Consider the following 19,838-nt stretch of genomic DNA (forward strand, 5'->3'; position numbering starts at 1 on the left):
GGTGAATTGGGAGCAGCAGCGCCGGCAAACCGGCCTAAGAACGTTTAGAGATTTCAACTACATTCAGTGGCGCTATGGCCAACATCCTCATCTGACTTATGGATTTTATGCATTCGAGCATGGCGATCGGCTGGCCGGATTCGCCATCCTGCGGCCCAATTGGCGGTATGGCTGGCAAGAGATCGTATTAACCGAGTTGTTTTTGCAGCAGGCGGATATAAAGTTGGGGAGAAGCTTTCTCAAACACCTGATCAAACAACTGCGCGGCGATTATCTGGTGACGCACTTTTCCGCGCCCACCTTTGAAAAAGCCTTGTTGCGGCGAGCCGGTTTTTTGAAAGTCCCGAAGCAAGGCATGACCTTCACTGTCAATCCTTTAAGCGTGCGTTCGCAAAGTGCGCTCGCCGCGGCGGCGTGGGATTTGACCCTGGGCGATTTGGAAATTTTCTGATGGAACGCCATCTCTCCTCGCTCAATCTCCTGAGCCTGATTTTCTTCATCATGGCCTTTGCCTGGCTGGTTCCACCCGCAGAGTGGATTCCCGCGCTGGCCTATATGGCATTTCTGATCCTGATTGGAAAGTTTTTATACGAGCAGGTGCTCAAGCCGCATGATTCAACGTTTTCGCCTGCGCTTTTTTTTCTCGCCTTCGTGGTCAAAATGCTCGGCGGCGTTTCCCGCTACTGGATGGTTTTGGATCTTTATGGCCGCGGCGATGCCTTGCGCTATCATTGGGAGGGCCAGGAATTTGCAATATCCTTTGCCAAATTTGATTTTTCAATATTTGGCGCTATACAAACCGGCACAGCCTCCATGAGCGCAGTTACCGGCCTGCTTTATACATTTTTGCCGGTAAGCTTGTTCGGCAGCTTTCTTTTTTTTGCAGCTCTGGCGTTTGCCGGCAGCATACTTTGTTACTGCGGTTTTCGCGTGGCTTTTCCGCAGACAAATCCGAGCTTATACAGAGTCCTGATGTTCTTTCTTCCCTCGGTTTTCTTTTGGCCCTCCAGCTTGGGCAAAGACGCCTGGATTTTCTTTGGCAGCGGCTTTGTCGCTTATGGTTTGGTCAAATTTACGCGGCTGAACCAGATTTCCGGCATGGTGACAATGGGAATCGGCTTGGGGCTGATCGGCTTAATCCGGCCGCATATCTCGGCTTTCATGATGTTGAGCCTGGCCGTGGCGTATTTGCCGTTCTTGTTTCGCAGCGCCAGAAACCCGCAGCATTTGCTTTCGTGGCTCGTGGGTGGAAGCATAGCCGTGGTCATGGGCATCTATGTCCTGCAATCCGGTTCAGACTTTTTGCAGGCGCGCGGCCTTGAAGAGATCAGTGAGGCGGGTATAGAACAGTATTACTACCAGCGCCAGCTTTCGACCTATGGCGGAGGTTCACGTTTTGCGCCAGGCGTTGTTCTTGGCTTGGCCGGCATCGTTGGCGCGCCGGTGATCGTGTTGTTGCGGCCTTTCCCCTGGGAGGCGCACAATCCACAGGCGATGATAACCGCTTTGGAATCGATGTTCTGGCTGGGCATTTTTTTCTATCGCGGCAAGGTCTTTCTCCAGCGCATGCGTACGATTGCCGTGGATCCATTGGTGGCCTTCTCTTTTGTCTACAGCTTCATCATGATTGTGTCGCTGACGACGATCGGCAATTATGGGCTATTGGCGCGCCAGCGGGTGTCGTTGCTGCCGTTTATGTGGATGCTGTTTGGATGAATCTTCTCGCCCGCAAACTTTTGAAAGTTCCGTTGCTGATGAGCGAAGTGATCAAGCCTAAACCTCCGGCGGGCTGCGCCTTTCTCATCTATCACAGCGTTGCTGGCAATTTGAATTTTGAGCTGGATTTGCCGGTCGCGTTGTTCCGCCGGCAACTGGAATTTTTGGCGCGCCATAACTGCGTCATTTCCTACGACGAAGCTCTGCGAGTCCTGCGAGCAAAGCGTCAAGCCGGGGCTGATGCAGTGGTTTTGACCTTTGATGACGGTTTTGTCAATTTTTACACGCACGTTCTTCCAATTCTTCGCGAGTTTAATTTGCCGGCAACATTGTTTGTCACAACCGGCTTTGTCGAGACTGGCATTCCCTACCCGCTTCTGCATCATGCTTCCGGAGCCGAGGTCAAACCCGTCACTTGGGATATGTTGGGAGAAATGGCCAGCTCGGGTCTGGTGACCATCGGCGCGCACACACACACGCATGTTTATTTGGATAACGAACCCGAAGACAAAGTGATCGAGGAATTGGCGATTCCCCAAGAATTGTTTCGCCAACGGCTGGGGCTTGAAGTGCACCACTTTGCTTATCCAAAAGCATTGTGGAATGCGGCAGTAGAAAAGCTGGTGGCAAAATATTATGCTTCGGCGGTGATTGGCGGCGGCTACAAAGCCACGCCAGATGGTTTCAATCCCTATCGCATCCCCCGCGTGCCGATTCGCTGCAGCGATGGCTGGTTTTTCTTTCTGGCCAAAAAGCGTGGATGGCTTGCGGGGGAGGAAGCGCTGTATGTGAAGGTGAGGCAAAAAGCAAATGGCAAACTGCAAAAGGCAAGCGTGAAAACGTTAATGGGGAAATAATGTTTCTCAACAACCCACCGATTACTGCGCCACATACCAACTCGATGCAACATTCCCTCACCGCGCTGGCGCGATTATATGAGCGTCACGGCACGCTGGACGCGCTGCTGCAAGCTGCGGCGCAAATCACGGCAGAGGCATTGACGGTGGCGTATTGCGGTATCGCGTGGGTGGAGGATGACCGGACAAAGTTCCGGATGCGCGCCGACTTCGGTGCAAACGGCGTTAACGGGCATGCGGAAGACGCCGTTCGTCTCGTGGCCGCAATGATACATGAGAACAGCCATGTGATGCCGGCAAATCATGGCACCGGCAACGAGCTGGCATATGTTAGCCATAACGATAATATGCTGGCCGTGCCGCTTCATGTGAAGGAAAAATTAGTTGGCTATCTCGTGATCGCCGATGAGAACAAATGCGCTGCCGATGAATCACTACTCGCGACGCTCAGTAAACACACCGGTTTCGCCATTGAAATGCACAACATGCGGCAAATGCTGGCTTCTTCATATCTTGTCAAGACGCTGGGATTGGGCAAGAAAAAAGGCGTTTCCGGGCAAAACGGATTCAACTCGCATATGTTGACTGCTGTTGCAGAGCCTGAGAAGGTGGCGACCATCATTGCCCGCACATTTTATAAAGATCTGCGCAAAGCCGGGTTTGAGTCCGGGCAGATTTTGACCGTGGCGACTGAGCTGATTGGCAGCTTGACTGAGGCGCTACATAAGACAAACGTTAAAACGAAATCACAAGCAACGAAACCCAAAATCCAAATGAATCCTGAATCTCAAAATCCAAATCCCAAAACAGAAGATGCGTGCGAGAGCTTTGGTGTTGGCTCTTGAGGGTAATTTAAGGTTTCCACATCTCAAACCGCTAATAAACGCGAATTAGAAATATATTGGCGTACATTCGCGTTCATTAGCGGTTTCTGGAAATGGGTATATTATTTAAACGGTGTTCCTAACATTAGCAGTTGCGATTTAAATTCATCCCGACACCCCTTTGTCTCTTCCTAAAGTCGCACACATCACCACCATCGATCTTTCGTTGCGCCATCTTTTGCTCAATCAGATGCGCAGCATTCAGCAGGAGGGATACGAGGTATTTGGCATTTCGGCATACGGCGCGAATGTGCCGGCGCTCGAAGCCGCCGGTATTCGGCATATCGCCGTTATTATCACGCGCAACGTTACGCCGCTGCAAGATCTAAAAACGCTGTGGCAGCTTTATCGCATCATCAAGCGCGAACGTTTTACTATCGTTCATACCCACACACCAAAGCCCGGCCTGCTCGGTCAATTGGCGGCGCGTATGGCCGGCGTTCCAATTGTAGTCAACACCATTCACGGGTTTTATTTCCACGATCATATGCCGGCAAAGCGACGGCGATTTTATATTCTGCTCGAAAAAATTGCAGCGCGCTGTTCTGATCTTATCTTGTCGCAAAACCGCGAGGACATGCACACGGCGCTACGGGAAGGCATCTGCGCCGCCGCAGCCATCAAGCATCTTGGGAACGGCATCGATGTGACGCGGTTCGACCGCAGCCGCTTCAGCGCGAAACATCTTGAGCACAAACGCCGTGAACTGGGTTTGCCTAGCGATGCTAAAGTCGTGGGATTTGTCGGGCGGTTGGTAGCCGAGAAAGGCATTCTTGAATTCCTGCAAGCCGCCCGCCGTGTTCATGAGCAGATTCCTGCGACGCGCTTTCTCTTTATTGGGATGATAGATCATGAAAAATCCGATGCGGTGCAGCCGGAAATTTTTCGCGACTACGGATTGGCCGACGCCTGTATTTTCGCCGGCTGGCGGCAGGACATGCCGGAGATGTATGCGTTGATGGATGTCTTCGTGTTGCCGTCACATCGCGAAGGCTTTCCGCGCGCGCCGATGGAGGCCTCGGCGATGGAGGTGCCGTGCATCGTGACGGACATTCGCGGCTGCCGGGAAGCAGTTGAGCATGATCGCAATGGCTTGATGGTTCCCTTGCGTGATGTTCAGGCGTTAGTAGATGCCATGATGGCTTTGCTCACCAAACCAGAACTCGCGCGACGTATGGCCAGAGAGGGCCGGCGCATGGCCCTGGAGCGCTTTGATGAGCGCATGGTTTTTGAGAAAGTCAAAAGCGAATATCGACGTTTGCTGAGAGCGAAGGGATTCACGGTGAATGATGCGCCCTCGGGCGCCAATGCAGACATGCAGGAATCCCTTGCGTTACCGCGTCTTCGGCAAACGATTGTTTGATCTAACGCTCACTCTGCCGGCGCTGCTCTTGGCTTTACCTCTTATGTCAGTGCTTGCAATTTTGGTGCGCTTGAAGCTCGGCGCGCCCATTCTTTTCCGGCAGCAACGTCCCGGTCGAAACGGCGCGCCGTTTACGTTATTGAAATTCCGCACCATGTTGCCGGAGCAGGATACGCAAGGAAATCTTTTGTCCGAAGCTGAACGTTTGACGCCATTCGGTCGTTTTTTGCGCGCGGCCAGCCTGGATGAATTGCCGGAGTTGATCAACGTGTTGCGCGGCGAAATGAGCTTGGTTGGTCCGCGTCCTTTGCTGATGAAATACCTCAGCCGCTATACGCCGCAACAGCGGCGCCGGCATGAGGCACTCCCGGGCATCACCGGTTGGGCTCAGGTTAATGGCCGCAATGGGATAACCTGGGAGCAGAAGTTTGCCCTTGATGTTTGGTATGTCGATCATTGCTCGTTGTGGTTGGATTTAAAAATACTGGCCAAGACATTGTTGACCACCATAAAGCGCGAAGGCATCGCGCATCCAACGCACACCACCATGCCGGAATTTCAAGGCGTCTTGGATAGGCGCCCCGCGACGATGCAACCCGAAGTTCGTTACGAACAAGACAATCTTCAAATGAACTGACGTGATAAGCGGCACTGATCATTTTCGGGCTTCCGCAATTGCATCCTTTGCCTGTAATGATTGCATATTTTTAGAGGGAACATTTCTTTTTCTCGCCTCATTCGGCTGTTACTCGATTCGTACTTCTCAAAACAGCGTTAACTATTCTCTGCAAGATCGCGCGTTAGCCATTCCTGACACTGCGGCTATCCGCACATTTGTTTGGGGACTACTCGCATGAAAACTCAAATCACCATGTCGGCGCCGGACATTACTTCTCAGGAGATCTCCGCGGTTGTCGAAGTCTTGGAATCCTCGAGTCTGAGCATTGGCCCTCGCTTGGAACGCTTTGAAGCCGAATTTGCGCGCTATCATGGTTTGACCAAAGCCGCCGGCGTCAGCAGCGGCACTGCCGGTCTGCAACTTTGCATGATTGCCAGCGGGGTGGGGGAGGGCGATTTTGTGCTGACCACGCCGTTTTCGTTCATCGCTTCCAGTAACTGCATTCTCTATCAACGCGCCATTCCCGTCTTTGTTGATATCGATCCTGAAACCGGCAACATGAATCCTGCGCTTGCCGTTGAGGCGATAGAAGCCTTTGCCGCAGGAAATCATGAACGGCAAGCTTGGTTGCCGCGGGCATTGTGCAGTACGGCGAATGGCAAAACGGTGGGCAGCGGCGCTTTAAAGGCTGTGGTTATGGTGCATGCCTTTGGCCAGCCCTGTGAAATGACGCCGGTGCTGGCGGCAGCTCATCGTTTCGGCATGCATGTGATCGAAGATGCGTGCGAAGCGATTGGCGCAGAGTATCGCGGACAGAAAGCCGGCACCTTCGGCGACGCAGCCGTGTTTGCTTTTTATCCCAACAAGCAAATGACCACGGGCGAAGGCGGCATGATTGTGTATCGCCGCGAGGAATGGGATCCGCTCTTTCGTTCCTTGCGCAATCAAGGCCGGGACATTTTCGATGCCTGGCTTAACCACAGCCGCCTGGGCTATAACTACCGTTTGGATGAAATGAGCGCGGCGCTGGGGCTGGTGCAGTTGCAACGCCTCGAAGAGCTGCTGGCCAAGCGCGCGCGTGTGGCTGCCTGGTACGGCGAGCATCTGAAAGGGATGCCGCTGCTCAAGCCTCTTGCCTTCTCGCCCACCACGACGCGCATGAGTTGGTTTGTGTACATCATTCGCCTGTCGCCCGAGATCGATCGCGACCGCTTGATGGCGCGGCTTGACGAACAAGGCATTCCCACCCGCCCTTATTTCGCGCCGATTCACTTGCAAGCATTTTATCGCGAAAAATTCCATTATCGACCGGGCGACTTTCCTCAGGCGGAAACGGCGGGCAGAACGTTTCTGGCCCTGCCATTTCACGGCAAAATGAGTGAGGAGCAAGTGGCAACTGTGTGTGACGCATTAAAGAAAGAACTGCCCCATGCCGCTTCGCGCAAACGAACTCCGGTTTATCTCGATCATGCTCATGCGCAAGCAGCATCTTTATCGACTTGATCTGTTGAGTTGGCTTATGATGAAAATGTCACGTTTTGTTTTTGCCGTCATTTTGATGTTAAGCGCCCATCGCATGGGCTATGCTCAAGTTGGCCTGGGAGGATTCAACGCCATTATGACGGCGCCGACTGCGCAGGTGATGCCGGACGGTTATGCCGCGCTTGGCTTTGGCTTCATCCCCAGTCCTTACACGCTTTATGAAGGCCCGGAACGCGACAATCTGGCTTATTTTGCCAGTATTGGATTTTTGCCTTTTTTAGAAATCGGGATTCGAGCAACGTTGTCGCTGGATACGGATCATCCCAGCATCGGCGATCGCATGCTGAGCGTGCGTGCGCAGCTTCTTAAAGAAAGCAGCCACTTTCCGGCAATCGGGGCCGGTTTGCATGACATCGCCGGTTTGTTGGATCGGGCCGAAGGCACGAACAACTATTTCACGGCGCTTTACCTCGTTGCCACCAAAACCAGGCGTTTGTCTGAACATTTTTCATTGGAGGCGACATTGGGATATGGCGTGGATTGGATTCCAGCGCCCTCGCATGAATTTGATGATTTATTCGGCGGCGCCAGCCTCGGTTTCCGTGATATGCTATTTCTCAAAGGCGAATATGATGCACGACGTTTCAATGCTGGTCTGAGCGTGAAGTTGCGCGAGTCGATAACTGTAAACCTCGTGTTGATCGATGGCAACAAAGTGGCTTATGGCGCCAATATCAGGACACGACTGTGAAACCCCGCATGAATACAGCACGAAACACCATCATGAGCAAATTTCTTTACCAAATCGGTTGTTTGATGGCTTGCTTTGTCTTTGCTGTACCAGTTTTTTCTGATGATGAGAATGAAATAACCGGCCGGCTGACCCAACAGCTCGTCGAAGATGGCTTTGAGAACGTTGTGGTTCTGCAAGCAGGCAAAGAGTTGATCGTCACTTATGAAAACCGCAGATATCGTGATGAGCTGGCGGCGGCGAGAGAAGTGATCGCGGGCATTCAAGCGGTAGCCAGAGAAGTGCTGGAAGTGATCTTGATTCCACAAAATCGCATGATTCCTTTGATCGCGATTCGCGCTGCCGTGAACCAGCAGCGATTGCCGGCGAACGGTGAGCTTTCGGAGGCTCGGTTGGAAGTAAATCTCAATTTTGAATCCTACTGGAGTAGAATCAAAACGCTGCCGCGCGCGAATGCTTCGACCGGCAAGCTTGATCTCGTGTTGCATCCGCAATTCAACGTGGCGTTTGCCAGTTATAACAATCCCGTTGCGACCCAATTCAATGTTGCTCCCGCGTTGCAGACGAGTCTGTGGCCGGGAATGGCATTCTTCGCACAGCTTATCATCCCACTGCAAAACGAGCTTGAGCGCGAAGGCGATTACATCCGCCCCGGCCTGGTGACAATCAATCAGGTTTTGCGATTGCCGCGAGAGGTTTTTGTGTCCGGTAGCCTGGGATATTTTACGCAGGAACGATATGGCCTCGACCTCGATGTCCAAAAATATTTCTTCAACGGCAGAGCCGCAATCGGCGCAAATTTTGGCTATACCGGCCACGCTTCCTATTTCAAGGGCGTCTGGTCTTATTCCGGGATAAATCATCAAACCATGTTTCTAAATTCTGAAATGCGGATTCCGCGTTGGGATTTGGCTCTGCGCGCGTCGTATGGCAAATTTTTATATCAAGACACCGGTTGGCGCGTGGATTTGATGCGCCAGTTCCGCGAGGTGGATTTCGGATTTTTTCTGTTACGCTCTGCAGCCGAAACGAATACGGGATTTTATTTTTCCGTGCCGATTTTCCCCCGCAAACATCTTGCGCCGCGCAGGGTCAGAATACGAACTGCCGATTATTTTGCCTGGGAATACTTTTATAAGGGTTTTCCGGAAAGCGGAACGCGCTATCAAACCGGCAATAGCCTCAATGATTTCATGAAAAGGTTGCACCCCGATTACGTGAACAATCAAATCCGCCACAGCAATCGTTGGGGATTACTTCATTAAACGCTGCAGGCATAATTTGAATAGCCGTTTCTTTGCAAATGAAAAGGAGGTGAGTAACAAGCCTGACAACATCTTTCGCGCTGCGCCGTTCCTGTGAGCGCGACCACCTTTTGCAGGTTGGCAATCGACATCGGTAGTCCCGGTTTGTTCAGCCACGTCTAAACCACGGCGGAACATTACCGAACCTGACCGTCAAAACTCATCAACAATACCTCCCACGATGAAATAAAACTACTAGGCGATCATCATTTATCCACAGAAAAGGCCTGACCTATGAAAATGCAAAAACTCCTCCGATTTTTTGCGCCTATCGTGATTATGGTAGGTGCAGCCGTGACCTGGTGGGCGTGCGAATTTGAACGAACGATCGACCATGCCGGCCCCTCCGATCCCCTCAATGTAAAGCTGACCCAACTCCTGGACGAATTGGCAAGCAGCAAATCCCAGAAGGAAGCCGAACAAGCCATCACGCGCTTGCTGGAAAAGACCGGCGTCGGTTTACCGGTGAAGCGCAGTAAATATACCGAAAATCTATTGCACGATGATTATGTCTCGGAGTTGGCCCAGGAGCATTTGCGCCATCTGCGCGGCGAGGAAACTACGAATTGGGGCGAAGCCTTCAAGTTCGAGACCCTGGCGTCTGATCATGAATGGGATGCAGCCATCGGATTCGAAAGCGTGACAGCCCGGCTTCAACAGCAGGCCAGCGCCGCTTTGGCGGACCCGGAAAGTCCCAACCATGCGTTGTTATTGGCCATGGTTCTTCCGGATAACGTTATTCCTGAAGCTATTGCAGCGCCCGCGCCCACCGCTTTGATATCGCCGGTGCAAGAATTCCTGTTCGAAGTTTGGATGGAACACGAATACACGCCTGCCAGCGTTTTGCAAAAGGACGACCGGACGTTCGAATTTACCGTCAAAATCGTTCACTGTGACGGGGGTAAAACCAAGATTACCCATGAAGAGCTGAGAACCAATTACGACCATCGTAAAACGAAAGACTGCCTGCAAAAGGTTAGGAGCCGGTACAAAGCGGACCGGAAAAAATGTTTCAAGGATTACGAGAAATGCCTGAAGAAGAAAAAACTCGATGATGACGATTTCAATTTGGAGTGCTGCCTGGCTTTGCAGCAATGCCTGGCTGCGGCGCTGGAAAAAGCCAAAGAAGATATCGATGATTGTCTCGCAGGCCATGATCAAGGAAAAGGCGGCGATCACAAAGGGAAGAAATAATGTTGTGGCCCCGCAAATGAGATCGTCCGTCATCTACAACTTGTCACTCTTGCTGGTTGTTAAGAGTGCTGTTTTGCCGTGCGATGGACAAAGACGGGGCGGTATGCCCTGGCACGCGAGGTGTGTTAAGCGTTTGCGTTTGGCGTTTTGGTTCAATCGTTTCAGAGTCTTGCTTCTGGCTTTATCTTGGGATTCACCAACATGAACGAAATGATGACCGGTTTGTTTGTCAAAATGAGAGACAAGCAAGCCAGCCGGGTTTCACTTGAGGAGTTGACGGTCCTAGTACGCCAAGGCAGCTTTGGCAAGGACGATCAGGTTTGGAATGAAGATTTAAGCGACTGGGTGCGCGCCGAAGATACGCCGGAGTTAAGAGATTTTTTTTATCGGAAGGAGGGCCGCGGTGAACTTCCGAAAGCAAAAATCTACGCCATTGCCAGCGGCAAGGGAGGCGTCGGTAAAACCGTTCTGACGTCTTCGCTTGGCATTGCCCTGGCGTCGATGGGCGAAAAGGTTATGCTGGTCGACGCTGACTTTGGCGGGGCAAACCTGCACACCTGTCTGGGCATGCTCGAACCGCGCTTTACCCTCTTCGACTATTTCACGCTGCAAAAAGAGTCATTAAGCGATATTGCTTTGCCCACGCCCGTGCCGAATCTTCATCTGATCAGCGGCGCTTGCGGTTCGCTCGGCATGGCCAATCCGACGCATCTCCAGAAGCAACTTTTCATTCAAGATTTGAAAAAATTGCATGCGGACAAAGTTTTGCTCGACCTGGGCGCCGGCTCCTCGCTTGATATTGTCGATCTGTTTTTATTGGCGGATGAAAAAATTTTGGTGGCGGCGCCGCATCCCACCTCGCTGTACGAAGCGTTCGGGTTTCTCAAAGTCTGCTTGCTGCGCGAGTTGAATGCTGCGCTCAAGAGCTTTCCGGCGGCGATGGAGCTTTTTATCAAGGAAAAAATCAACCGGCCGGAGAAGATGCAATGCACCATGGCAGAATTGGTGGGCAAGATGTCAAGGCTTGACCGCCACGCCGCCCATGAGTTTGAAAAAATTCTGCACGCGTTTCGCCCCAGGATGATTTTGAACATGGTGCAGAAAAAAGATGATGTCAAAGAGGGAATGGCATTGCAGGTTGCTGCCGCGGAGTTGCTGTCGATTGAGCTGGATTACCTGGGGTATGTCTCCTTTGATCCGATCGTCACGCAAGCCGTGAAAGAAACGAAGCCGGTTCTGCTGTTTGCGCCGGAATCCAGGGCGGCGCAGGATCTTGCCGCGTTGGTTCGCGTCAAGCTGCAGGGGCGAAAGGGGATCAAAGAATTTTTTGAAAAGAAGAAATGGCAAAAGCAAATCCGGCATTATTCCAAAGAATATCCCCGGCTGGAGGTGTTGCAGGATGTTCCGATATGCTCGGTAAATTGCTTCTATTGGGACAACTGTGAATATCAAGAAGGCGGCCATCCCTGTCGGGTTCGCCATTTATCGCCGATTTAGCAAAACTCTGCTTTTTCAGTCCGAACAACTTGCGTAAGTTTCCTTCCTTATTCTCAACACGTCGGGGGGTAAGAATTATTTTGACGAGTACGTGGATTGACAAAATTCCTTCATCCTACCGTCACCTCCTGATCATTCTGATTGATGTGTGCAGTCTCGTTTTGGCGCATTACCTGGCTTTTTATCTGCGCTATGAGGGGAACGTGCCGCCAGCTAAAATGGCGCTGATGCCTAAGCTCCTGCTGACGGTGGTGCCGTTGCGGCTGATATTCTTTGTGTGGTTCGGCCTCTATCGCGGCTTTTGGCGTTATGCCGGTATTCAAGATCTCATGCGAATCTTCCGCGCCGTGTCGTTAAGTTCGGCGACGATTGCGCTGGTCTTGCGCTTGCTTTACGGCTTAACGGATTTGCCGCGTTCCGTGTTTGTCATCGATTGGGCGCTCACCATCATGTTGATCGGAGGCTCGCGCTTTTCGCTGCGCGCCCTGCGCGCGCTCACGCCGCCTTCCCAAAACAAAAACAGTAAGCGCGTGCTTATTGTCGGGGCGGATGACACCGCTGAAAACTTGTTGCATTCAATTCTCTTCCAGCCGCGGGAGTATCAAATCATCGGGCTGGTCAGTGACCGTCCCGACAAACAGAAAATGTTTATTCATGGCGTACCGGTTCTGGGTACCCGCCATGAACTGGCTGAACTAGTGGCCAAGCACGATATTCAAGAAATTTTCATTGCGATGCCGTTTGCCTCGGCTTCGGTTTTTCGAGAGATTGTGGCGCAATGCCAAACTGCCAAGTTGCGCATTAAAAGAGTGCCGGCCGTCAAGGAGATTTTGAATGGACAAGTCACGGTCAGCCAGTTACGCGAAGTGCAATTGGAGGATCTCCTGGGGCGCGAGCCGATCAGTTTGGATTTCAAGAAGGTCGAAGCGTTTCTGCAAAACCAAGTCGTGCTGGTGACGGGCGCCGGCGGCTCCATTGGTTCCGAGCTTTGCCGGCAAATCGCCCGGTTCCGCCCGAGCCTGTTGGTCATGCTTGATCAAGCAGAAAACGGCCTGTATCGTCTCGATCAGGATTTTATCCAAAGTAAAAGCGAGGTTGCCCGTGCGCTGGTGATTGCGGATGTCACGGATGCCAATCGCATGCAAGAAATCTTTGCCCGCTTTCAACCTCATCTTGTTTTTCATGCGGCTGCCCACAAGCATGTGCCGTTGATGGAATTGAATAAAAAAGAAGCGGTGAAAAACAATGTTCTGGGCACACTGGTGCTGGCGCGCATGGCGTGCGCTTTCCATGCGGCCAAAATGGTTATGATTTCCACGGACAAGGCGGTGAATCCAACGTCAGTGATGGGCGCTTCCAAGCGCCTGGCAGAAATGCTGTTGCAGGATATGTCGCGGCGCAACCGCACCGCATTTATTACCGTGCGTTTTGGGAATGTGTTGGGCAGTGATGGCAGCGTGGTGCCGTTGTTTAAAGAACAAATTTTGAATGGCGGCCCGGTGACGGTCACGCATCCGGACATCGAACGCTATTTCATGACCATTCCGGAAGCCGTGCAGCTCGTGCTGCAAGCCGGCGCTTTTGGGCAAGGCGGTGAAATTTTTATTCTCGACATGGGCCAGCCCGTCAAGATTGTTGATCTGGCGCGAAATCTTATCACACTTTCCGGTTATAAGCCGGAAGACATTGGCATTCAGATTACGGGATTGCGTTTGGGGGAAAAGTTGTACGAGGAATTGTGGACCAGTGAGGAAAAAATTCAATCGACGATCTATAACAAAATTTTGATGGCGCAAGCGACCACCGCACGTCACGAGCTAAATGGCGAAATCGATCAATTGGTGGAGACGGCCAAGAACGGAACCGAAGAAGAGGTGTTAAAACTTTTACGAGAGTTGGTACCTAATTATCAGGCGGAGTAACCGTTTCGCGACCCCCAGGCAATAAGCAGAACAGAATGATCTATCCGTCATAACGTTAATCAATGCTTCTCCTCTCACATGACTGCTGGGCGTTTTCTTCATTGAAGGCGCCCAGCGGCGTTTTTGACCAGCTCTGATTTTATTTTGGCATTCAAACTTACCTCAACCCTGCACTGCTGTCGCGACAAGACTTGGGATTTTGTACACGGCTGGTGCAGCTTCGAAGCGGGCGGCTTTGGGCGCGAGACGGTGCAAAACTCTATTCGTTGCAAACCACAAGGGCGTGGGCCAGGCACGAAATGGCCCGCGAACAACGGATTTCTCGGGTTGAGAAAACATTAACGTATTATGCACCACGCCGGCGCCGGATTGAATGTCGTAAATGTCGTGCCCGGGAAATGCGCCCCATGTCGTGGATATCAAGCCATAGGCCATGCCGGACCAGTGATTGACGATAACCGTGCCGTAACGCAGATCGGCGATCGCGCGTTCGACTGCGGCATTGATCTCAGGATTCTTGAGCGAGGCCGGATGCACAATGAGGGTGGCGCTCAATGTGCCCCATAATTTCTGATTGGCGAATGCCACCGCACGCGCGAGATACTCGGGAATGCTGGTGGCGGAAATACACGTTTCTGCCGCAGCGCTGCAAAATGATTCCGTAGTAAAGCAGATTTCATCGGAAGCATTCGCATCAAGATCCGTGATGAGCAGCCACGGCAGCTTGCCATTACCGCCGGCGCCAATCGGACGCGCCTGCGGATGCGCCGCATAAAACGCCTCATAGCGCGCGGCTGCGCCCGGATAGTAAGCGTGGCGCGGCGGAATGCGCGAAAATGCCTTTCGCAAGGCGGCGAGGAGTTGCGGGCGCTGTTGCCAGTTTTCATGCTGCACGATCACACGCATCGCCACGCAATTAAAACCCGCGTTATTGGCCAGCATGGTGGCGAGATTGGCGGCCTGAAATTCGATGTCGGCCGTGCTCCAAGGCCCGGGCACGATGATCACCGGACTCACATTGCCGAGTTCGCTCGTAAACGGTTTCGTCAGCAGCGGCCTGCGTTCGGCTTTGCGTTGTGCGCCCTCCAACCCCGGACCGAAAACGATGGCTTCAAACGTTTTATCGGAACCGGTCATGTGAATTTCTTCCACCCCGGGATGATGGCAAAGATACGCGCCTTCCTCGCTGCCCCCGTAAACCACCCGAAGAAAACCCTGCTCGCTTAACACCCGAAATGCTTTTTCGATGAATGGTCCGAGATAGGCATTCACCGGATTCATTTTCAACAAAACCACGTAATTTTCAACAAAGAGTTTGTAAAGAGTATCCATCGGGCCGATCGAAGCGACGTTGCCGGCGCCGAGTACAAGCACGACTCTACCTTGTGCTTCGGGAGAGTGATAGGCGAGGGCTTGCGTTGCGGTCAGACGCTCCAACTTCACGCCAGGCTGCATCCAGATTTCCGCGGAGATTCCGCTGTACAAAAGGCGTTCATAAAAATCCTGCGGCATCACCGGCGCAGCAACCTGGCCGTTGGGTAAAACTCTTGCGGCGCCGGCAAGAAGCGGACGGCCCTGCCTTTGAATGTCGCTAAGTGATTGTCGCAGCATGCGCAAATTGCGGTTGATGCACAGCGGCCCTCCGAGCCATTCTTCCCCGGCGGTGACGCTGTCGGGCGCAATGCCTTTTGCGCGGTTTGCCGCCGCTACCCAGGATTCGGCTATAGCAGCGTAATCGCTGAGCAGAGTTTCGATGATTGTGATCCGCTTCGCAATCTCAAGTCTGGCCCATTGCTGTTTGTGTTCCTGCAGAACCGTGACGGCTTCATCCATAATCCTGGTTGAAGAAGGTGGGAGGGTTGTTGCCGCTTCAGGAATGCTGGCCGTGCCGCGCTGAAGGGAGGTGGTCATTGTACGTTCTCATTTCCAAAACAAAGTTTATCGAAGTTCGGCGCGTTCGGCGAGCTTGTCCGGAGGCAGAGTTGCCGTCGTGGCCGGTGTGAAATCAAATACCCTTACAATCATTTCCGCGCTTCACGAGTACAATCGCTATTCTTGGCTTTCCTCAATTCCCAAAACCCTCACGTCACCCCGCCTTTGTGTGACGCCAATCGTATCGAAATATTGCAGCAACGGCATGGCAAACTTGCGGCTGGTGTTCTCCACCAATTCTTTGAATTGACTCACGGTAATCTCGTGATGTTGCCGTAGATAGCCAATCAACCTCTTGCGCGCTTCCTCCAGCTTTTGCCGGTGCATCCAAATGCCCTCCTCGAGTCGCAGCAATTCTCCAAAAATTTGCATCACATTTAACATCTCATCTAACTGAGCCCCGGGCGCGTTTAGTTTCAGCGCCAACTCTGTGGGACTGGAAGGGGAATAACCTTCCGCGTACAATGTTCGTGCAAGCGCTTCCCGTAAAGCCTGTTGCGTTTCCGTCAGGCGAATTTCATGATCAAACAACGCCAGATGCGCGTCGACTTCCTTGAGTTTGTTTTCTGCCTTGTACATTTTGACTAATAAATTCATAAGTCCGGCATCAGCGAGCGGCGGCAAAAGCGCGCTCACCTCGGCCTTGCGCAAGCCAAGTTTCATCGGGTTTTGGTGATGATGCCTCGCCAGAATCTCTGCGAGTCGATGCCATAAATTTTCGAGACGCTGGCGGTGAATAAACGTTTTGGGATTGAGCGCAATCAACGTTCCATTGGCCAGCAAGGTTTCGACCTGCGCGAGCAACTCTTCTTTTTTGTGGCCGGTTTCATTGGCAATTTGATCGAGCGTCACGCGGTAACGATCGGGCAACAGAAATTGAGCGATCAACAATTCTGCCGGCTCTTCCTGTTCCAGCGCTCGCAGCCGTGAGAGCAACGCGGGATTACGGCGGCGCAAGGGCTGGGCTTCGGCATCCAGCACGATGCCGCCGCCAATCGTGCGCGGCGGAGAGTATTGCCGCAAAACCAAAGGCTCCAGCCGCCGCGTTGCCGCCGGTTTCTCAAAACGAAGTTGCGCGTAGCCTGTTTCTCCCGGCGCGATTGCATTGCCGGTAAGCGGAATAACGCGCGCCATGATTTCCGCTGTGCCGAGATGCACGCGCACGCGCGTGCGGAGTTTCAACGCTGCAGGCGCGCTGGCCAGCATGCGCAAACGGCAATTGATGCGCGTGGTGGGGCCGAAGTAATCGGGAAGCGTCAGTACTTGCCCGCGTGTGACTTCTTCGGCGGCGAGGCCCTGCAGGTTGATTGCCGCGCGGTCACCGATTTGAGCGTGATCTGCATTCTGGCCGTGCCGCTGCAAACCGCGCACACGCGTGCGTTTGCGTTCTGGCAGGATTTCGAGTTCATCGCCGAGCCGTGCTTGACCGGACAGCACGGAACCCGTTGCCACCGTGCCGAAACCCTTCATTGTAAATGCGCGATCAATCGGCATCCAAAAAACGCCGCGATCGGGCCGCGGCGGCAATTGTGTGAGGAAGCCGGCAAGCGTTTGTTTGAGCGCAGCCACGCCCTCGCCGGTGACAGTTGAAACCGGAATCACCGGCGCTTGCGCGAGAAACGTTCCGGCAACAAGTTGGCGAATATCCTCTTGGATGAGAGCCAGCCAATCACGCTCGACCAGATCGATTTTGGTGAGCACGATGAGGCCGCGCGGAATTTGCAGCAACTGGCAGATGTCAAGATGCTCGCGTGTTTGCGGCATCACGCCGTCATCGGCGGCAATCACAAACAGCAACAGGTCGATCGTGCTGACACCGGCAACCATGTTTTTGACAAATTTCTCATGGCCCGGAACATCGATGATGGTGGCAAATTCATTCAAATGAGCAAAGCCCAAATCGATCGTCATCCCGCGCGTTTTTTCTTCGGGCAAACGATCGGTGTCCACGCCGGTGAGCGCTTTGACTAACGAGGTTTTGCCGTGATCAATGTGGCCGGCGGTGCCGAGAATGACATGACGGAAAGACATAGCGTGGTTATGGCGTAGAAAGGCGTAGAAAGAGTTGCGGCTTTTTGTAAGGTACTTTGAGCAAGCGGTTGTAAGTCTCTGCTAACGACCGTGCGAATATAACAAATGCAAGTAAATTGATCAAGGATGGCGATGCCGCAATCTCCGCGATGAGCCGGGGCAGCGTGTATACTTAGCCAAATTGATAGACCGTTTGAATCATACTTTCGTCGCTCTTTTTGTTAGGATGATATTGCTTGCATGAGGACAGCGCAGGCCAAAATTTTCAGAAATGGTGCATCTCGCCCGCGGCCGGCTTCCACGACGTTGGACGGCATTGCCGCCACCCCTCCTCAACGCTTCAGCATTGCCATCGTTGGTTCTCTGCTCGTGCATGCCGTTGTTTTCGCGTTGTGGCTGTCATCTTCGCTGGTTAACAAGCCCGAAATTTTGGAAATTCGCGAGATCAGTTATGTCGATGAAGCTGAAACGCCGCCTGAAGAAAAAGCGCCGGAAGTCGAGCCAGAGGTTAAGCCCGGGGAGGTCGATGCTTTTGATAATCGTGAAGCCGAGAGCAGCCGCGAGTTTGCCCGGACAACGGCGCCAAGCGCGCCGAGCACGCCCAGCTCAAATGGCATCGGCAATCCGTTTGCGAACGGTATTCCAGCGGGCGGCGGAGAGCCGGGCCCGCCCGCGCCTAACGTCGAAGATTTCGGCGTGCTCAAAGTAATGGATGGCGTTGCGGATGTCGCAAGCGCGAGCGAAGCCGTGTTAAGCATTCCGGGCGCGGGAAAATTTCTCAGCAACGGCCACGTCAGCAAGAACGGCGCGGATATCAGCGCGAGTGTGATGGACGGCTTTCTCGGCGGCACCGGAGACGGCAACGGATACGGCAATGGTGTGGACGGCATTTATGAAGGACTCAAGGGCGAAATTGGCGGCACCGGCGTCAAACTCGGAAAAGTCGGGCGGGTGACGATTGAGCGCATTGGCCGCGTCAGCGGCAGCCGGGAGGCCACAACCGGAGGCGGCGGCCGTTCCGAAGAATCCTTGCGCCAGGTGATGATGGAAAATATGGGCCGTTTGCAATACATCTACACAAAGTATTTGAAGAACGGCATGCAAGCGCATGGCAAAGTTGAAGTCGAAGTGACCATTGCCGCAAATGGGAAAGTTGACGCGGTGGAGATCCTGTCGTCACAGATTGTGATTGCGGCATTTCAGAATGAGATTGTCGATGCCGTTCGGCGCTGGAAATATCAACCCATCGCCCGCGGCTACATGAAAGTGGTGTATCCGATGGTTTTTGTCCAGATGAACTAAAGGAATCGTTCGGAGAAAAAAATGGAATTGAATTTTTGGGAAACCCTGCGTGACAGTCCAACCTCGATGGTTCTGATTGCGTGTTCGCTGATGGTCGTGACGTTCATCATCGAGCGCTGGCTTTATTTCCGCCGCACCAACATAGATGCCAATGCCTTCGTCAGCAAAATTTATTCAATGATGCAAAGCGGCGGGCCGCGCGCGTGCTTGCAATATTGTCAAACTTTGCAAGTGCCGCTGGCGGTGGTAGTGCGGGTCGGCCTGGAAAATTATGCCCTGGGTGAAAAGCGTTTGACGGAGATGATGGAAGCGACGGCGCTGGAAGAGAAAATCAAAATGGAGCGTTTTCTCAGCATTCTCGGCACCATGGGAAACATTGCGCCGTTTATCGGTTTGTTGGGCACGGTTATCGGCATCATCCGCGCCTTTCATGATCTGGCCGTTTCCGGCTCCGGCGGGCCCTCGGTGGTGGCGGCTGGTATTTCGGAGGCCTTGATTGCAACCGCGATCGGTTTGTTCGTTGCCATTCCTTCAGCCATTTCCTACAACTTTTTTCTCCGGCGCGTGGGAACAATCATGGCGCAAATCGAAGCCACCACGCGCAAGGTGCGTGTGATTATCGGCATCGGCCAGATGCAGGAATCCGCTCCCCCGGAGGAATTTCACGCGCTCTCGAATTCGAACAATAATGCCAAGCGCACGACACGCGTCACCTCCGTGCGTAAAGGCTCTGGCATATGATCTCAAGTCAAACTGGTTTGAAATAAACGAATCGCACCGCGAGAATGGCCGCCGTGCACAAAACGGCACGCGCAGCAATTTATTGCCGTTCGCGCGGGTAAAAATGTTTGCAAAGTAGCAACTCACCTGGAGTGAACGTTTGTATGCAGATCGGTGATCAAGAAGGCGCGGGGTTAAATGAGATAAATCTAACCTCGTTGATCGATGTTGCATTGGTGTTGGTGGTGATCTTCATGGTGATGA

General features: G+C 52.9%; 16 protein-coding genes. 14 read left to right on the top strand and 2 right to left on the bottom strand.

The window, feature by feature from the left end; translation table 11 throughout:
- Positions 1 to 450: 450 nt before the first annotated feature.
- From FBQ85_10545 to FBQ85_10595, 11 genes are all read left to right on the top strand, one after another.
- Positions 451 to 1,716, top strand: a complete 1,266-nt coding sequence (locus FBQ85_10545; GenBank protein MDL1875588.1) for a hypothetical protein — start codon at positions 451 to 453, stop codon at positions 1,714 to 1,716.
- Positions 1,713 to 2,573, top strand: a complete 861-nt coding sequence (locus FBQ85_10550) for a polysaccharide deacetylase family protein (protein MDL1875589.1) — start codon at positions 1,713 to 1,715, stop codon at positions 2,571 to 2,573. Before FBQ85_10545 ends, FBQ85_10550 begins: the two co-directional genes overlap by 4 nt.
- A complete protein-coding gene (locus FBQ85_10555; GenBank protein ID MDL1875590.1) occupies positions 2,477 to 3,418 on the top strand; it encodes a hypothetical protein in 942 nt (313 codons plus the stop codon). Before FBQ85_10550 ends, FBQ85_10555 begins: the two co-directional genes overlap by 97 nt.
- A 160-nt stretch (positions 3,419 to 3,578) precedes the next feature.
- Positions 3,579 to 4,820, top strand: a complete 1,242-nt coding sequence (locus FBQ85_10560; GenBank protein MDL1875591.1) for a glycosyltransferase family 4 protein — start codon at positions 3,579 to 3,581, stop codon at positions 4,818 to 4,820.
- Positions 4,765 to 5,457, top strand: a complete 693-nt coding sequence (locus tag FBQ85_10565; protein ID MDL1875592.1) for a sugar transferase — start codon at positions 4,765 to 4,767, stop codon at positions 5,455 to 5,457. The genes FBQ85_10560 and FBQ85_10565 overlap by 56 nt, the downstream gene beginning before the upstream one ends.
- A 216-nt stretch (positions 5,458 to 5,673) precedes the next feature.
- Positions 5,674 to 6,942 carry a DegT/DnrJ/EryC1/StrS family aminotransferase gene (locus FBQ85_10570; protein ID MDL1875593.1) on the top strand — a complete coding sequence of 423 codons (1,269 nt, stop codon included), beginning with the start codon at positions 5,674 to 5,676 and terminating at the stop codon, positions 6,940 to 6,942.
- A complete protein-coding gene (locus FBQ85_10575) occupies positions 6,869 to 7,672 on the top strand; it encodes a YjbH domain-containing protein (GenBank protein MDL1875594.1) in 804 nt (267 codons plus the stop codon). The genes FBQ85_10570 and FBQ85_10575 overlap by 74 nt, the downstream gene beginning before the upstream one ends.
- Positions 7,673 to 7,680: 8 nt before the next feature.
- Entirely contained in the window at positions 7,681 to 8,937 is a 1,257-nt protein-coding gene (locus FBQ85_10580) for a YjbH domain-containing protein (GenBank protein ID MDL1875595.1), read from the top strand.
- A 273-nt stretch (positions 8,938 to 9,210) separates the two neighbouring features.
- Positions 9,211 to 10,170 (top strand): hypothetical protein, encoded by a 960-nt coding sequence (locus FBQ85_10585; GenBank protein MDL1875596.1) that lies wholly within the window; start codon positions 9,211 to 9,213, stop codon positions 10,168 to 10,170.
- Positions 10,171 to 10,371: 201 nt separating this feature from the next.
- Positions 10,372 to 11,667 carry a hypothetical protein gene (locus FBQ85_10590; protein MDL1875597.1) on the top strand — a complete coding sequence of 432 codons (1,296 nt, stop codon included), beginning with the start codon at positions 10,372 to 10,374 and terminating at the stop codon, positions 11,665 to 11,667.
- A gap of 80 nt (positions 11,668 to 11,747) precedes the next feature.
- Entirely contained in the window at positions 11,748 to 13,589 is a 1,842-nt protein-coding gene (locus FBQ85_10595; protein MDL1875598.1) for a polysaccharide biosynthesis protein, read from the top strand.
- A gap of 162 nt (positions 13,590 to 13,751) precedes the next feature.
- Here FBQ85_10595 and FBQ85_10600 read toward each other — a convergent pair whose 3' ends face one another.
- Both FBQ85_10600 and selB read right to left on the bottom strand, forming a co-directional pair.
- Complete coding sequence (locus FBQ85_10600; protein ID MDL1875599.1) at positions 13,752 to 15,500, bottom strand: aldehyde dehydrogenase; 1,749 nt, start codon at positions 15,498 to 15,500, stop codon at positions 13,752 to 13,754.
- A gap of 138 nt (positions 15,501 to 15,638) precedes the next feature.
- Positions 15,639 to 17,552 carry a selenocysteine-specific translation elongation factor gene (gene selB, locus FBQ85_10605; GenBank protein ID MDL1875600.1) on the bottom strand — a complete coding sequence of 638 codons (1,914 nt, stop codon included), beginning with the start codon at positions 17,550 to 17,552 and terminating at the stop codon, positions 15,639 to 15,641.
- Between the two features lie 240 nt (positions 17,553 to 17,792).
- Between selB and FBQ85_10610 the strand changes: the two genes are divergently transcribed.
- From FBQ85_10610 to FBQ85_10620, 3 genes are all read left to right on the top strand, one after another.
- Positions 17,793 to 18,854 carry an energy transducer TonB gene (locus FBQ85_10610; GenBank protein ID MDL1875601.1) on the top strand — a complete coding sequence of 354 codons (1,062 nt, stop codon included), beginning with the start codon at positions 17,793 to 17,795 and terminating at the stop codon, positions 18,852 to 18,854.
- A gap of 21 nt (positions 18,855 to 18,875) precedes the next feature.
- Positions 18,876 to 19,595: a MotA/TolQ/ExbB proton channel family protein gene (locus FBQ85_10615; GenBank protein MDL1875602.1), complete on the top strand. Its 720-nt coding sequence runs from the start codon at positions 18,876 to 18,878 to the stop codon at positions 19,593 to 19,595.
- Between the two features lie 143 nt (positions 19,596 to 19,738).
- Positions 19,739 to 19,838, top strand: a 100-nt coding sequence (locus FBQ85_10620; GenBank protein ID MDL1875603.1) for a biopolymer transporter ExbD, incomplete at its 3' end; no start/stop codon positions are given.

This window comes from Cytophagia bacterium CHB2, from assembly GCA_030263535.1.
Taxonomy (GTDB): domain Bacteria; phylum Zhuqueibacterota; class Zhuqueibacteria; order Zhuqueibacterales; family Zhuqueibacteraceae; genus Coneutiohabitans.

Coding starts and splice junctions, on each gene's coding strand:
- FBQ85_10545 (MDL1875588.1), top strand. CDS start 451: ATGGAACGCCATCTCTCCTCGCTCAATCTCCTGAGCCTGATTTTCTTC.
- FBQ85_10550 (MDL1875589.1), top strand. CDS start 1,713: ATGAATCTTCTCGCCCGCAAACTTTTGAAAGTTCCGTTGCTGATGAGC.
- FBQ85_10555 (MDL1875590.1), top strand. CDS start 2,477: ATGGCTTGCGGGGGAGGAAGCGCTGTATGTGAAGGTGAGGCAAAAAGC.
- FBQ85_10565 (MDL1875592.1), top strand. CDS start 4,765: ATGCAGACATGCAGGAATCCCTTGCGTTACCGCGTCTTCGGCAAACGA.
- FBQ85_10570 (MDL1875593.1), top strand. CDS start 5,674: ATGAAAACTCAAATCACCATGTCGGCGCCGGACATTACTTCTCAGGAG.
- FBQ85_10575 (MDL1875594.1), top strand. CDS start 6,869: ATGCCGCTTCGCGCAAACGAACTCCGGTTTATCTCGATCATGCTCATG.
- FBQ85_10580 (MDL1875595.1), top strand. CDS start 7,681: ATGAATACAGCACGAAACACCATCATGAGCAAATTTCTTTACCAAATC.
- FBQ85_10585 (MDL1875596.1), top strand. CDS start 9,211: ATGAAAATGCAAAAACTCCTCCGATTTTTTGCGCCTATCGTGATTATG.
- FBQ85_10590 (MDL1875597.1), top strand. CDS start 10,372: ATGAACGAAATGATGACCGGTTTGTTTGTCAAAATGAGAGACAAGCAA.
- FBQ85_10600 (MDL1875599.1), bottom strand. CDS start 15,500: ATGACCACCTCCCTTCAGCGCGGCACGGCCAGCATTCCTGAAGCGGCA.
- selB (MDL1875600.1), bottom strand. CDS start 17,552: ATGTCTTTCCGTCATGTCATTCTCGGCACCGCCGGCCACATTGATCAC.
- FBQ85_10610 (MDL1875601.1), top strand. CDS start 17,793: ATGAGGACAGCGCAGGCCAAAATTTTCAGAAATGGTGCATCTCGCCCG.
- FBQ85_10615 (MDL1875602.1), top strand. CDS start 18,876: ATGGAATTGAATTTTTGGGAAACCCTGCGTGACAGTCCAACCTCGATG.